Origin of the sequence: Salinisphaera sp. T5B8, from assembly GCF_040361255.1 — a bacterium.
In the GTDB taxonomy this organism is placed as follows: Bacteria; Pseudomonadota; Gammaproteobacteria; order Nevskiales; family Salinisphaeraceae; genus Salinisphaera.
Window position 1 is genome coordinate 49,302 of sequence record NZ_APNG01000022.1, and the last position, 14,457, is coordinate 63,758.

14 protein-coding genes are annotated in these 14,457 nt (G+C 58.2%); 13 read left to right on the forward strand and 1 reads right to left on the reverse strand.

From position 1 onward, the window contains the following. The first annotated feature begins 218 nt into the window (after nt 1-218). A complete protein-coding gene (locus T5B8_RS16845) occupies nt 219-1,295 on the forward strand; it encodes a DUF7146 domain-containing protein (protein WP_353160410.1) in 1,077 nt (358 codons plus the stop codon). 190 nt (nt 1,296-1,485) lie between these two features. Beyond that, complete coding sequence (locus T5B8_RS16850) at nt 1,486-1,920, forward strand: hypothetical protein (protein ID WP_353160407.1); 435 nt, start codon at nt 1,486-1,488, stop codon at nt 1,918-1,920. A 201-nt stretch (nt 1,921-2,121) separates the two neighbouring features. On the opposite strand, the gene T5B8_RS16855 is transcribed toward T5B8_RS16850, so the two are convergent. Beyond that, complete coding sequence (locus tag T5B8_RS16855; RefSeq protein ID WP_353160404.1) at nt 2,122-2,592, reverse strand: hypothetical protein; 471 nt, start codon at nt 2,590-2,592, stop codon at nt 2,122-2,124. Nucleotides 2,593-2,723: 131 nt separating this feature from the next. On the opposite strand from T5B8_RS16855, the gene mobH reads away from it, so the two are divergent. The 11 genes from mobH to T5B8_RS16910 all read left to right on the forward strand — a co-directional run bounded on the left by mobH (nt 2,724) and on the right by T5B8_RS16910 (nt 14,455). After that, complete coding sequence (gene mobH / locus T5B8_RS16860) at nt 2,724-5,039, forward strand: MobH family relaxase (RefSeq protein ID WP_353160402.1); 2,316 nt, start codon at nt 2,724-2,726, stop codon at nt 5,037-5,039. Continuing rightward, nucleotides 5,032-6,846: a conjugative transfer system coupling protein TraD gene (gene traD, locus T5B8_RS16865; protein WP_353160400.1), complete on the forward strand. Its 1,815-nt coding sequence runs from the start codon at nt 5,032-5,034 to the stop codon at nt 6,844-6,846. Before mobH ends, traD begins: the two co-directional genes overlap by 8 nt. A gap of 2 nt (nt 6,847-6,848) precedes the next feature. Continuing rightward, entirely contained in the window at nt 6,849-7,430 is a 582-nt protein-coding gene (locus T5B8_RS16870) for a hypothetical protein (protein WP_353160397.1), read from the forward strand. 9 nt (nt 7,431-7,439) lie between these two features. Beyond that, nucleotides 7,440-8,054 (forward strand): IncC plasmid conjugative DNA transfer DtrJ family protein, encoded by a 615-nt coding sequence (locus T5B8_RS16875; protein WP_353160394.1) that lies wholly within the window; start codon nt 7,440-7,442, stop codon nt 8,052-8,054. A gap of 154 nt (nt 8,055-8,208) precedes the next feature. Continuing rightward, nucleotides 8,209-8,487 (forward strand): type IV conjugative transfer system protein TraL, encoded by a 279-nt coding sequence (gene traL, locus T5B8_RS16880; protein ID WP_353160393.1) that lies wholly within the window; start codon nt 8,209-8,211, stop codon nt 8,485-8,487. Nucleotides 8,488-8,499: 12 nt separating this feature from the next. Further along, on the forward strand, nt 8,500-9,108 hold the full coding sequence (locus T5B8_RS16885; protein ID WP_353160391.1) for a TraE/TraK family type IV conjugative transfer system protein: 609 nt from the start codon (nt 8,500-8,502) through the stop codon (nt 9,106-9,108). Then, on the forward strand, nt 9,105-10,370 hold the full coding sequence (locus tag T5B8_RS16890) for an SPOR domain-containing protein (RefSeq protein ID WP_353180542.1): 1,266 nt from the start codon (nt 9,105-9,107) through the stop codon (nt 10,368-10,370). Before T5B8_RS16885 ends, T5B8_RS16890 begins: the two co-directional genes overlap by 4 nt. Before the next feature lie 12 nt (nt 10,371-10,382). After that, entirely contained in the window at nt 10,383-11,681 is a 1,299-nt protein-coding gene (locus T5B8_RS16895; protein WP_353160544.1) for a TraB/TrbI/VirB10 family type IV secretion system protein, read from the forward strand. Further along, a complete protein-coding gene (locus T5B8_RS16900) occupies nt 11,668-12,237 on the forward strand; it encodes a TraV family lipoprotein (RefSeq protein ID WP_353160385.1) in 570 nt (189 codons plus the stop codon). Before T5B8_RS16895 ends, T5B8_RS16900 begins: the two co-directional genes overlap by 14 nt. Nucleotides 12,238-12,305: 68 nt before the next feature. Beyond that, nucleotides 12,306-12,668 carry a TraA family conjugative transfer protein gene (gene traA, locus T5B8_RS16905; protein ID WP_353160382.1) on the forward strand — a complete coding sequence of 121 codons (363 nt, stop codon included), beginning with the start codon at nt 12,306-12,308 and terminating at the stop codon, nt 12,666-12,668. Between the two features lie 188 nt (nt 12,669-12,856). Beyond that, complete coding sequence (locus T5B8_RS16910) at nt 12,857-14,455, forward strand: hypothetical protein (RefSeq protein ID WP_353180543.1); 1,599 nt, start codon at nt 12,857-12,859, stop codon at nt 14,453-14,455. Nucleotides 14,456-14,457 lie beyond the last annotated feature (2 nt).

Here is a 14,457-nt window from a genome sequence, read left to right on the forward strand (position 1 = left end):
CGTCACCGGCGTGTAAAGCCCGGTCTCGATAGCTGGTCGAGTCATCAAAAGCAGCATCAAGCCAACCCTGTTCCGGGCGGACACGTATCGCCCCGGACGGGGTGGCGCGTGGACGCCTTTCGACGGGGTTAAACCCGCCCGATTCCAGGGCCTTCCAAAGCGCCCAATCGGGTGTTTCGGCAGGCCCTGGTTTTGGGGTTTGTACTCGGAGGTGTTCTATGAAACAGAAGCTGGATGTTCGTCACGTTGCGAGCGTTGCTGAAAATAACTGGGCCGAGATTTTCAAAGTCCTGGCTCCTGATTTGGAAGATGCGATCGCGCGTCCCGGCCGTCACGGGCCTTGCCCGTTGCACGGTGGCACGGATGGCTTTCGTTTGTTCCGAGATGTCCACAAGACCGGTGGCGGGATCTGTAATCAGTGTGGGCCGTTTGCTGACGGATTCGCCTTGATTCAGAGCCTCAATGGATGGCGTTTTCGAGAAACGCTGGAAGCGGTAGCGGCCTGTGTCGGTATCGAACGCAGTGATTCTCGTAATATTCCGCCCGTGCGTCGGCGGCGGTTTCGTGAAAACGAGGCTACCCATGACGCGGCCCAGGCTCGTCGCAAACTGCGGCAGGTCTGGGAAGCGAGCGTGTCCTTGCATGACCCGAGCGCCGAGCCTTTGCGGCGTTATCTGTCATCTCGTGGCCAGCTTCAGATGGCACTTTCGAATAGCAAGGTGATCCGGTTTCATCCCGGTCTGCCTTACTACGACGAAGACCATGTGCTGCTCGGTCATTTCCCCGCGATGGTTTCGCTTGTGCGTGACCGGACGGGGGAGGCGGGATCGATTCATCGGACCTATCTGACCCAAGACGGGCAGAAAGCCGATGTCCCCAAGGCCAAGAAACTGATGGTGCCGCACTACGGGCCCGGAACGCTTGGCGGCGGGGCGATTCCTCTCAACGAGCATCACGGGATGCTTGGACTCGCAGAGGGCATCGAAACCGCGTTGTCGGTGACGCTGGCTACAGGTATTCCCACCTGGTCGTGCGTCTCGGCAACAATGCTCGAACGATTCGAACCGCCGGAGAACGTCCATACGATCATCGTATGGGCGGACAAGGATCTCTCAGGCGCCGGACAGAAGGCAGCTGCCTCGCTCAAACTCCGTATGTGGGAGTTGGGTAAGACGTGTTGCATCATGTCACCGCCGGGAGAGGTTCCCGAAGGTTCTAAATCGATCGACTGGAATGATGTACTGCTCCGTAAGGGCGTGTCGGGTTTCCCGCGCCGCCGCGAAAGAGCTGCATGATCCTGACCCCTGGGCGCTTACGCGTCTGGGGGTTTTTTATGCGCGGCGTTCCTGAACCAACTGCGTTACTTTCGAAGCTGAATCGTTTCGGCTTAGAGAGTTGCAGAACTCTATGGTGCTTTTAATTTGGTTCGAACAAGGCCGATAACTGGCCTGGTCACATGCACTCACGCGCCACAGGACAATCACGATGAGCAATACCGAAGACCCGCGCCTTACCTATCGCACGCTCTATGTCTCCACCCAAATGGGAGAAATACACTCATCCAAGAAAGTCAAAAAGCAGGTTGGCGTTCACAAAGTCACGCGAACAGAAGGGGTTTTCAAAAAGAAGGAAGTGGAAGTCGAGGAGCCAATCTTCGAGGATCAGATGGAATATACGCCCACGGGTGAGATATCAGATACGTTCATCGATCATCGAGTCTTTATTGGCACGATCGAGGACGCCTGTAACACCATGGCTGAAGCTGGGTACGAAGTGATTTCGATCATGCCGATCATCCGCGGTGCTTATAGCTGGAGAGAAAGGGGTGTCTCTTCCGTCTTGGCAGGGCTGGCTGGGGGATATGGCTACGGCTACAGCTACACCGATGGCGCTGTGGTCACCGCCCGGCTGCTTAAATAGGGCCTTTTAGCATTCACGATTAGTAGCTACGCACTGTGCCTGCGATTTTTGCGACACCAAATCAATCGATATGAACTGGCCACTGTAAAGACCGCGCCGGCACCCGCCGCCGGCGCGATGGATGTGCCTAAAACGACCATTGCTAATGTCAGGCCGCAGCCCAACATGCCGTTGAAGATCAGAGTGTGCATGCGTGGCTATTCACTTCGGATAGACGCAATCGCCGGCGATTGCATCCGGCACCCCATGTTCGAGGCCATTGTTACGAACGAACGCCCAGTCAGCGTCTGTCATGCCCACACCTGCGTCGCAGTAGCGACGCCATGCCTGAGCGATCGGCGCCTCCTCTGATTTCGGCTGTCGCGGGTGCATCGTGTTGTGCTCGTTGACTTGTGCGACCAGTCGATCATAAGGGGGGTCACTCGCCGCAAGGTCCCCCGCTGCGAGCAGATGGTCGCTGTTGCGCCACAGCACGTCCTCGATAGCACGCACGCGATAGGCAGCGCCGCCGAGATCGCCGCCGATCGCGGTCGCTGTGAGTCGGATCGGCTCACGCATCGAATTCAGCGGTGGCGGTGCGACGTATCCGACCGGCGCCGGCGCCGGCTCGGGTGCAGTTGCGCAGCCGGCCATCAGGCCGAGGCAAGCGAGAGAGGGCAGTAGCCGGGTCATGGCAGAACGCTCTAGGTGACAAAACACGAAGGAAAGATAGCTTTCGCGTCGCCGCACTCGCGGCCGCAAGACGTCGAAAATCGGCGTTTATCCCGCGCACATCGTTTCGGTCGGTCGCCACAATCACCGGCATGCTGAAACGCACATTCGATTGGATCATGGGAAAGCCCGCGATCCCAGAAGAAGAGATCCCGCACTACCCGCCGTTCGCGAAGGGTTTACCGGCTGTGCGCGCGTCAAAGCTGCTCGATAAGCATGGCGAGTTGCTCGAACAGCTCCAGGAAGCGGTCATGTTCAAGAAGAGCGTGTTCGATGAACTGGTGATGCCTGTCGTCGAGCGTTATGCCGCTTTCGTCCATCTACTGCCGGCTTCCGAGGCCCACCATCATCGCGGCGCGGGCGGGCTACTACACCATGGCCTTGAGGTCGCTTTTCTCGCGACTCGGGCATCCGAGGACGTTCTTTTTGGCGCCCGTGAAGTGCCCCAGCGACGCCTCGAGTTAGAGCCGCGGTGGCGCCTCGCGGTCTGTATGGCCGGTCTAATTCACGACATTGGCAAGCCGGCTAGCGACGTGTCGGTAACCGATAGCACAGGTGGACATCAATGGGATTGCTTCTCGCAGTCCATCGATGAGTGGGCGACAGAAAGAAAGATCGATAGGTACTTCCTGCACTGGCAGCCGAATCGTCACGGCGACCATGAAATGATGAGTACGCTCGTGCTGGATCGCGTGCTGACTACCGAGGTCAGAACCTACCTGGGCAGCATGGGTTCGGAAGTCGTCAAAGCCATGATGCGGGCGGTTCTGCACATGGAAACCGATCATGGCCATATTGGGCGACTGATTCGCCATGCGGACAGCGCATCGGTCGAGCGCGACCTGCGCCGGTTCCAGAATCCGATCGACGTATCGCTGGGTGTTCCTGTCGAGCGCTATCTGGTCGACTCCATGCGTCGCCTGGTCAAGAGCGGGAAGTGGCGCATCAATGAGAAGGGCGCGCGCCTTTGGCTCCTCGATGGCGAACTTTACGTTGTCTGGCACGCCGCGGCCGAGGAAATAGGCGGCATCCTTCGGGACGATCGCATTCCGGGTGTGCCGCGTGATCCAGATTCGATGGCGGACGTGCTCATAGACCGAGCCTTGGCCGTCCCGCGCGAAACCGAGAGGGTCACCTATCGATTCTGGCCGATGCGCCCCGAACTGTTCGGTGACAACGATCCGCACCGGCTGATGATGTTGCGTCTTAGCAGCCCTGAGTTGTTGCTTGATGCGCCACCGCCCTCGATCAGTGCGCAGATCGTACCCACGCGAGCCGATAAAAAATCTGGAGCGCCGCAAGCCGAGGCGGCAGACAAGCCCGGTCAAACGGACAAGCCGGAACCCTCGAAAGGTAAGGCCAAGGCGGAGAAAAAACGTAATTCACAGCCCGCGCTGGAGCCGGTAGAGACACCGCGCGTCAACGAGAGCGAAAGCCCCACGGCGACACCGCAACCCAGTGACGACGTAGATGAGTCTCTGGCGATGTACGACGACTGGGCCTCGCAACATCATGCGCTCGAGGATAACGAGCCCGATCTGTCCGGCGTCGAAAATCAGCCCTCGGCTACGACTACAAGCGGGCCTGAACCAGCGCCCGATCCAACACCGGCCAAACCCACGCCAGTGCATTTCGATGCCGGCTACGCCGAAGGCTTGTTGCGTGTGATTTACACGCAGGCCAACTGGACCGATCACCTGTTCATGCACAACGGCCATGTCGTGATTGCCTACCCGGAGGGCGCCGCGCTGGCTGCGACGCCGGCCGAGGTTCAGCGCCTTCTTGGAGACGAAGGCCTCGTGGTGCCTGATCCCATGAGTTCGCTGGTCATCGTGCGAATCTTCAATGGCCGCAAGGGCATCATGCTCGATGCGCGTCGTTCGGCTATTTTCCTTGAGGCGACATCGCCAGGGGATGCCGTGCAAGCTCAGGACGCGCCGGCGATTGAGTCAGCCCCTGCTGATCCAGAAGTAGAAGCTGTTACGGCCGATAGGGGGGCTACGCCTGAGCAGCCCTCGTCGGCTGAGCAAGGTTCGGCCACCCGGACCAAGAACGGGAAGCGACGCAAACGCAAGAAGCGCGGTAACAGCCACCCGGCGAATGATGCGAAGGCCGACGTAGAAGCACCGCAAGAAACGGCACACGAGGAAAAGCCAGCTGATCTTGTGCAGGCCTGCGCGACGGATTTCATCGAAGCGGTGCGCACACCCGGCACTGTATTGAACCGCAAGGGCGCGACTGAAGACGGCTGGATCTACGTGCCGCAGTACGCCATCGCCAAAGCTGTCTCGGATAGCGGCGAAGGCCGTGTCTCATCGGCTGATCTGAGAAGCGCTCTCTTAAAGCACCCCGACGTTCGCGTGATTGGCAGCATGAAACTTGCTGTACGGATAGCACCCAATGGCTAAAGATCTCTACGCCTACCAGGCATTCCTTCGCCCCAACTTCGAAAGCTGGGCAGCGAGCGTGTGGCTTCTGAGCGGCGTCTCCGCGCTCGTATTCGCCAGTTTCACTGAGCTGCCGCCGACGCCTCTATGGGTGATCGCTGCGATCGCGCTGGCAATGGCGATGTCTCGCGGCCGTGTGGCGATGCGTAACCGTCGAGTCCAGAAGCGACTGGGCGGAAGCGCGATCGAGTTCGTGACGCATAAAGACATTCGCAAGCAGGTGACCAAGAATCCAGATCAGGTCTGGCTGGGTGAAGGCTTCGAATGGGGCAATGCGCATATCCAGCGCGCCCAGGAAATTCTCAATCAGGATTCGCGACGTTATCTGCCCAAAGCGTCGCTCGAGACTGGCGGCGCTCAGTGGTTACACGGGCTGGAGCACAAGAAGGCCCCGGTGCGCATCAGTCTGGACACGCTCAAGGGACACACCCTGATCGCGGGCACGACGCGCGCGGGCAAGAGCGTCATGTTCCGCCTACTGATAAGCCAGTGCATCGGGCGTAATGAGCCGGTCATCATCATCGACCCGAAAGGCGACCCGGACATGCTGGCCGAGACGCGACGGGCGTGTGCGTATCACGGGCGCAGCTTCAAATACCTTCATCCGGCATTTCCCCAGGACTCCGTGCGGATTAACCTGCTGCGCAACTTCTCACGCGGTACGGACTTGGCGGGGCGCATCGCCTCGATCATTCCGACCGAATCAGGTGCCGACCCGTTCGTTGCGTTCGGTCACATGGCCTTGAACAACGTCGTTCAGGGTCTGTTGCTCATCGATCAGCGCCCCACGCTGGTGTCCATCCGTCAGCAACTCGAGCAGGGCCCGGACGAGCTTGTGATCCAGGCGGTGGGATCTTGGGCAACCCAAGTCAAACCGGAGTGGGTTTCCAAAGCAGCGCCGTTCTTGCAGAAGGCCAACACGAGCGAGAAGAAAGCGCAGGCAATGGTGAAGTTCTATCGCGAGCAGATCCGTGCAGATCATCCGAATCAGGATCTCGAGGGTCTGATCTCGATGCAGGAACACAACCGCGAGCACTTCCAGAAGATGATCGCGAGCCTGCTGCCGGTATTGGCGATGCTGACCTCGAGTGAGCTCGGGCCCTTGTTCTCTCCGCGACCGGGCGAGAGCGAGGATGAGCGTTCGATTGTGAACCTGACCCAGATTATTGAAGGCCGTGGCGTGCTCTATGTCGGCCTCAACTCGATGAGTGACGCGCAGGTGGGCGGCGCGATCGGTGCGCTCATCATGGCTGACCTAGCTGCTGTCGGTTCACAACGCTACAGCTACGGCATGGGCGAAATGGTCAACATCTTCGTTGACGAGGCATCCGAAGCAGCCAACGTGCCGTTCACCCAGGTACTCAATAAAGGCGGCGGCGCGAAGCTGCGCATGTTTGTGGCCACTCAGACGATTGCCGACTTCGCATCGAAGCTCGGCAGTCAGGACAAGGCTTTGCAGCTGCTCGCCAACCTCAACAACGTGATCTCGTTACGCGTGCTCGATGAAGCCACGCGTGACTACGTGACCAACAACCTGCCCACCACGCGCTACAAGTACGTGATGCGTACACAGGCCACCAGCAATGACGGTAGCGAGCCGCTCATGTCGTCGGGCAACCAGGGCGAACGTCTCATGGAAGAAGAGACCGACCTGTTTCCCTCGCAGCTGCTGACGATGCTGCCGAATCTCGAATACCTCGCCCGGTTGGCAGACGGGCGAATCATCAAGGGGCGAATTCCCATCCTCATGGACGAACAGGACAAGTAATTATGGTGGAGACATTTTCGTGGGATGACTCACGACTGAGCGAACATGCTGATGCAGCGATAAAGCTCTTTCGCAAGGAGCATCAGACCAAGGTATCGCCCTATCATCAGCTCAAGCTCGACTGGCCCGACGCCGAACACTCCCTGCGGGTGCTGTTCAGCTACATCAGTGCCGGGCTGATCGATGAGGAGCAGGGCCGTCCGCTGATCTACATGGCGGCGTGCGATGCACTCGACGCACACAACAAGGCGGTGCTGGAAACTCGCACTGACCCGCTGCGCATGATCATTTTTCTGCGCGTGCTGTTGCAGACGGCACTGCCGCGCCTGACCACGATCCGTGTGGTCGCGGCCAACGGCGATGTCTGGCGTGCAAATCAGCCCGAACCGCTGACCGACTGGGCCACGCGACAAGGCCCCGGCCTGAAGGTCGAGGAGGCTGACGCGCTGCCTTATAGCGAGGTCTACGCCGCGGTTGTCGGTCACGCGATCACTGAGCGACAGGCCAGTGTGATCAAGGCGTACTACGGCAACCCAGACACCGACATCGTTGCGCAGATGAAAGCGCTCGACGATCCGGAGTAGGACAGGGCGATGATTCTCAAAGCGTACTGGGTAATGATCGTGGTGCTGGTCGAGATCCTCATGCTGGTCTTGTTCGTTCCCAGCGCCTGGCTCGATAGCATGGATGCTGGCGAGACCCGGATGCTCAGTACGCTGTTCTCCCCAGCGTCCATAGAACGCGTCGAGCAACGCACGGCGGATTGGTACACCACGGCACTCATCGACACCGGCGCGAGCGCGGCGATGCGTGACTACGTGACACCGCGCGAGGGTGCGCACACTGTCGTGCCCGAACAGTCTTTCAACACCTATATGCAACAGCGCGTGGACGCGATGCTCATGCTTGCCTATACGGTGATTCGGCGTGTCGTGGTCACATTGGCGTGGCTGCCGTTCATCGCGCTCATCGGGCTGCCGGCCGTGATCGACGGCTATCTGTGCTGGCGGATCAAGCGATACGGTTTCGATTACACCAGTCCCGCCATTCATCGCTACGCATGGCGAATGAAGGGAATCATACTGCTTGGTCTGCTGCTTGTACTGCTACTGCCCATCCCGGTACCGCCTGTGATCCTGCCCTCTGGCCTGGCTGTCATTGCTATATCACTGGGCATGGCTATATCACACATGCCCAAGCGTTACTGACCAGCCAATACCACTCGCATTAAGCCCCGTGGCCGAAAGGCCCGGGGCTTTTTTATTGCCGGTGAAAAGCGTGGCGCGACCGTAAAAAGAGAAACGTCAAAAACAGAAACTTTGCGCGCGTTGTGCATTGGGCAGTCTCCTTACCATTCTTGCCATGGAATATGAAATCCCTCAAGGCATCGATGACCCGCCGCAGGTTCTTCTCTGGAACTTGAATGAGCTGGCACCGATCGTTCTCGGACTCGTTATCGGAATGATTACGGGCAACGCGATGCTGTTGACCGCAGGTGGTCTGATCATCACCCACATTTACCGCCGCGCCGGCGCCCGATCGCCTGACGGACACATTATCCACTTCATGTACTGGCAGGGTGTGCCGCTTCGAAAGACGGTCACCCTTCCTAACACGTTCGTGCGTATTTTCGTCCCGTAGAGGCCTCGAAGCGTGAAGTTATCTGTACTGACCAAGACATGGCGCGGCGCGAAGCTGGAAAACACATTTCATCGTGTGATTCTGACGCTTACCTCCATAGCGGTTGTCGTGCTCGCCTACGGCGCTGTGAACAAATCCACCGTCGTCACACTCGTAGCGCCCACCCTCAAAACCGAGGCATGGGTCGGCATCGACAATGCCCAGCAGGACTACAAGACCAGCTGGGCCCTGTACCTGTCTCAGCTGCTTGGCAACGTCACGCCTGGCAATGCCCAATTCATCGTTGATGCGATCGGGCCGCTACTCGATCCGGCGATCTATCAGCAGACCGTTGCGGCCATCCATCGCCAGGCTGAGCAGATCACCCAGGACGGCGTAACACTTCGTTTCCAGGGCCGCAAAGTCCAGTACGAGACCACTACGAAAAAGGCTTTCGTGCAGGGCTACTCCTACGTGAGTGGCAACAGCGGCGAGGAGGAGCGCACGACGCGCACCTATGAGTTCGTGATCCAGATTCAGGATTACGCCCCCCTGATCACCGATATCGATACCTATGAAGGTCGCGCTCGCACCGAAGACGTGCTGAGCAAGATCGAAGGGCGCGCGGAGCGACGCAAATGACATCTTCCCCGTTTCGGGCCAGCGTTGCGCTGGCACTCGGCCTGATCGCAGCGACGAGTCAGGTGGCTTTCGCCGACAACGCGAACAGTTTCGGCGACACGCGCCAAGCCACGTTGCCATTGGTGCCGGTCGAGCAGACCAGTGTGTCGCAGGCGCCCGCGAGCAAGCCCAAGAAGGTGTCTGTTCCGTCTGAAGTCGATTTCGATGGCACGGCCGCGAAGTACGACCGCCGCCGGATCACGGTCGAGCCTGGCGTCAACACGATCGTCCGCGTGGCCGAAGGTCATCTGAACCGTATCGTCACACCGTTTCAGCATCCCCAGGTGCGAACCACGGCCACAAACGCGACCACGCAGGTCAGCGATTCCGTTGTCTATGTCGCGCCAGCATCAAGCGCGCCCGTCACGCTGTATCTCACCGAGAAGGGCGATGAGATGACGGCTGTATCTCTGACTCTGGTGCCTCGTCGCGTACCGCCGCGTTCATTCGAAGTCGACGTGCAGGGGCATATACCGCGCGCTGTGTCTGCCAAAGCAGAACATTGGGAACGTGCCAGTGACTACCAGCAGGCGATCACCAACGTAATGCGAACGCTTGCGCTGGGCCAGCTACCACCGGGCTATTCCATGTCGCGCGGCGCCAAGAGCGAACCGCCGTACTGCTATCAGCCTGGGCTCAAGTTCGAGTTCATGCAGTCCATCCAGGGCCATGACTTCTGGGTCGCCGTGGGCCGCATGAGCAATGTCAGTGCCTACCGGATCGAGTTCGAGGAGAACGCCTGCCTGTATGAGCGACGTGTCGCCGGGGTGGCTGCGTGGCCTCGAATTATCTTGCAGCCGGGCCAGCAAAGCGAGGTCTATGTGGTGATGCGCCATGTGGCAGAAACACAGGATCGTGCGCCTGAACGGCCGTCCTTGATTCAAGCCGACATGACCGCGGCTGTTCCGGCAGCTGCGCCGCGCCAACCATTGCCCGCATCAGCGCCGAGGGCGCGGCCGGTGACAGTCGCGAGCGCCCCTGCACCTGCGCCTGTGACCGCGCCGGAGTGGAAGGTCATGTATCCGCCGTTCCCCACCGCCAAGCCAGCGCGAGAGAAAGTCGCGCAGCTGCGTGCCATGGGCTATCCGGCAGAGACCTATGCGGATGGTAGCGACCTGTTCGTTCGGATTCCCGGCTACACCTCTCGCGAGGATGCGAACAGAGCGATGGCAAAGCTTCGCCAGAAGGGTGAAGCGCGCCTGACCGTGAGCGGAGGTTACTAAGCCATGCAGTTGATCCGAGCCAAGATTGACCAGATCCCACCCAAGCACCGCCGCTACTTAGTGTTGGGTGTAGGCGGCAGTCTGGTCGTTGCTGCATTGTGGTTCTTCGCCAGCGGCGATGACCAGACGCGTCGCACCGATGAGGGCGAGAGCGTCATCGAGAACGTGCTCACCGATGCGGATACTCGAGCGATCGGCGTTGATTCGTTGAGTGCTCGCATGGATCGGGTTCAAGACGAGAACAAGAACCTCAAACGTGAGGTCGAGCGTCTGAAGAAAAACGAGCAGCGCCTGACGGCGCGCGACGGCGGCGTTGATCAGCTCGCCATCGAGCGTATTGAACGAAAGCTCAATGCGGAGTCTGAAGCCCGTAAAGAGTTCGAGCGGCGCATGCGCGAACGCACGACCGAGCCCAGCGCGGCAGGGGTGGCCCGGGCAGATGGTAGCCCGCTCATGGAGCGGCCGGAATCAGCGAAAGACGGCATCTATGACGATACGAGCGAGCAACCCGCTTTCGACCCAAGTGCGATCTTCAAAACACCGGCTGAAACGAGCGAAGGCGAGAGCACCACGGTAAGCAACGCCAAGGGCGATCGCGATACGAATCAAGCGGCCAAGATCGTCACGATTGTGGAAGACGAGGGCGAAGTGCCGGAGGAAGAGGGCACGCAGCCCAACCGCACCTATCTCGCCGCTGGTTCCATTGTGTCCGGCACGAACATTACAGGCATGGACGCACCGACCGGCCAAGCCGCGCGCCGGGACCCTTTCCCGCTCCTGCTGCGCGTCAAACATGAAGCGATTCTGCCAAACCGTTTCCGCCAGGACATCAAGGAGTGCTTCCTGTTGGCGTCGGGTTATGGCGATCTGAGTTCGGAGCGCGCCTATCTGCGTGCCGAAACCATTTCCTGTGTCCGTGATGACGGCGGTGTGATCGAGCAGAGCATCAAAGCCTATGCGACGGGCGAGGACGGCAAGGCGGGTATCCGCGGTCGTCTCGTGTCCAAGCAGGGCCAGGTCATCGCCAATTCGATGATGGCCGGTTTCCTGGGCGGCGTAGCCGAAGCGTTCGATGTGAACCCCGTGCCGACCATCAATACGAGCAATGACGGCCAGCAGGAATATCAGCGAGTGCTCAGCCGCGACGCCATGCAAGGCGCAGCGGTTTCAGGCACCAGCAGCGCGCTCGATCGCATTGCCCAGTTCTACATCGACATGGCCGAGGATATGTACCCGGTCATCGAGATCAACGCTGGACGCAACATTACATTCATCGTCCAGTCGGGAGTGAGTTTCGATGTCAAAAAGTAACAAAAACCAGCGTTTTGCGCGCATGTGCGGCATCGCCGGCACGCTAACTTTGATCTCAGCACTTTCCGGTTGCGCCAGTCTTGGTTACGGCGAATCGGAATTCAACGGATGCCCCGATACCGATCATGGCGTGGCCTGTATGTCGGCACGCGAGGTCTACCGGCAAACCGAGGATCGTGACGCACTGACTTCGGCGGATATGAAAGCCCACGAGAACCACGAACACGATGAAGTCGTCCAGGCGCCCGTTGCGGGGCCGGCGGCTCGTCCATTCAACCATGCGCCGGCATTGCCCGCAGTCGATGGACCGATTCCGCTTCGCACCCCTGCGCGGGTGATGCGGATTCGCCTGAGCTACTGGCAGAGCGATGACGGCAACTTACACGTGCCCGGCTACATCTATACCGAGATCGAGCCGCGCCGCTGGCAGGTCGGATTGCAGGAGCCGGGCGCAGCCCCGGTATTGCACCCGCTCCAGACGGTCGCGCCGGTCGGTGGGGATGAGACTTCGGGCCAACAGAGCAGGTCAGGTCGCCAGAACGGGAACCGAATGTAGACGGCAGGCCAGCAACAGGCCGGCTGCGGTCGGCCTCTCAACCCCAAGCCACTAGAGGTAGGCATCCGATGAAAATGCAGATGAAGATGGATAAGAAAGCGGCCCTTTGTGCGGGCCTGACCGTGGCGCTGATCGCGCTTGTACTGCCGGGCGTTGCAGCCGCGGGCACGGGCGGCGAGGCGCTGTCCGATGTCTGGTTGCAGATCTCGGATTTCACCCAGGGCACCCTCGGTCGCATCATCGCGGGCTTGATGGTCGTCGCGGGCCTGGGCGCGGGCATCATGCGTCAGTCGCTCGGCGGTTTTATCGTCGGCCTCGGTGCAGGCATCGGCCTGTATAACGCCCCGACCGTGCTCGAGGAAATGGTCTCCGCGACCTTGCCGGTAATGCAGGCTGCGGCGCAGACTGCAATGTCCGTTCCGCTGGGGTAACGTCCCCACCCCTCCCTGGCGAACGGAAGCCCCGTCCATATCGGACGGGGCTTTTTTTATGGAAAGTTGTTTAATTGAGTGTTTTGCACGCCCCAGCGTAGATAGACGCGCGTGAGTATAGAGCGAGTATCGCACCATGAATGGGATTCGAATCAATGCGCGCTCGGCACCTCTTGTACCCGCTACTAATGATCTATTCGCTTGTAGCGATATTCGCAAGTCCAGCTCATGCTGCTCAGCTAGGACAGATCAAACCGTCTTTTTACATCGACGACAATGGCCCAGGAATATATCGCGGTGAATACGATATTAAAGGCGATACGAAAAATGTATTTCTTATCGACGATGGTAAGGGTTCAGAACAGGTTGAATACACGATTACTTCAAAGAAAACTGGTCAGAAGGTTACTGGTCTTCTAGGAACAGATAACATTTATACATCGCCTTACAATCGATGGCGATACGATTTTGGCTCTGTTATACCCAACGACGAAAGCATTTGGCCGGATAGAGAAGGTGATTACGTCTTAACTTTTCAGGGCAAGAACAGTGCTGGCGACGTGACCCCCAAAGTAACGATAGAAAAGGGTTTTGACGCCATTAGTCACCCTTTCAACATTGTTGGCATCAAATGCGCCGAGTGTAGCGGCGCTACTCCTTGGGAGGCGATCCCGGAGCTATCGACATACACTCGATATACACGGGGCATCGAAACCAGTGACGCCGAAATTAGCCTATTGGTGAAGGTCAAAAAAAATGACTTTATAGCCGAGAACAAGTTTGGGATTAATCAATTCGCTGTCTCCATTAGACGTGATAGAAGCCTCACCGTCCGGCAGTTCGCAGAAGCAAACGCGATATATACGGGCCGAGGTATAGATGAAGATTACTTATATTTGGTTATAGATGCCGAATCGCTTTATTTCAGCAATGAACCCAGGAGCTATTACGTTACCGGGCGTGATACTGTCGGTAATGAGACAGTTAGAATTGTTGAAATCGGTAGTTCGAAAAAAAATATAACATTAATCGAGCCACGCTCGGCTGTTATTGCCTTCAGCGATGGCAGCAAAGCTGCAACGTACCAAGCTGCCGGCGATTACTGGTATTACTCATCTGAAACCGGGAGCAGGCGGGCAGAGGAAATCACTGTTCAGCTAGAGCGTGCTACCACGAACAAAAGCGCGGAAGTACGAGTTGAGTATCACGGGATTGAGTTGGGTAGCACAGTTATCCCAGAAGGAACAAGGCAAGCAACGATCGATTTATCATCAGGCAGCTTGAGCCACATAACTGTTTGTACCGTTCCAGGTAACGATGCTTCGTGTGCTAAGCAATCACTTGTCAATATAATGGGTTACGAATATACGGCACCTAAGCTATTCGACTGGATCTACAACACATCGACGAGAAGATTGGACACCTGGATCAGTGATGCACTGCACCTCGAGTCATCTGCAATTCGGGTGCGTTCTTTAGATGGAAAATATGAAAAAGTCGTAAAACCGGAATCAAGCGAGTTTGATGGTTTTCAACGCATAAACAGCTATGCGCTTAATCTCACACCCTCAGAATATGAGTTTCGCCTAGAGACATTGGATGCTAAGCGTGGTGAGAAGCAGGGCGCCTGGCACCAGCTTGACCTCATCGCGCCCACTGTTTCCTTGAATGCTAATGGGAGAAAGCTAGATAACCAGGCACTTCAAGACTTTAGCTCCATTCGTGTAGCCGCGTCTGATATGAGCTGGACCCCATCCATTGGACAGTCCGCAGCGATTTTTAAGTGATG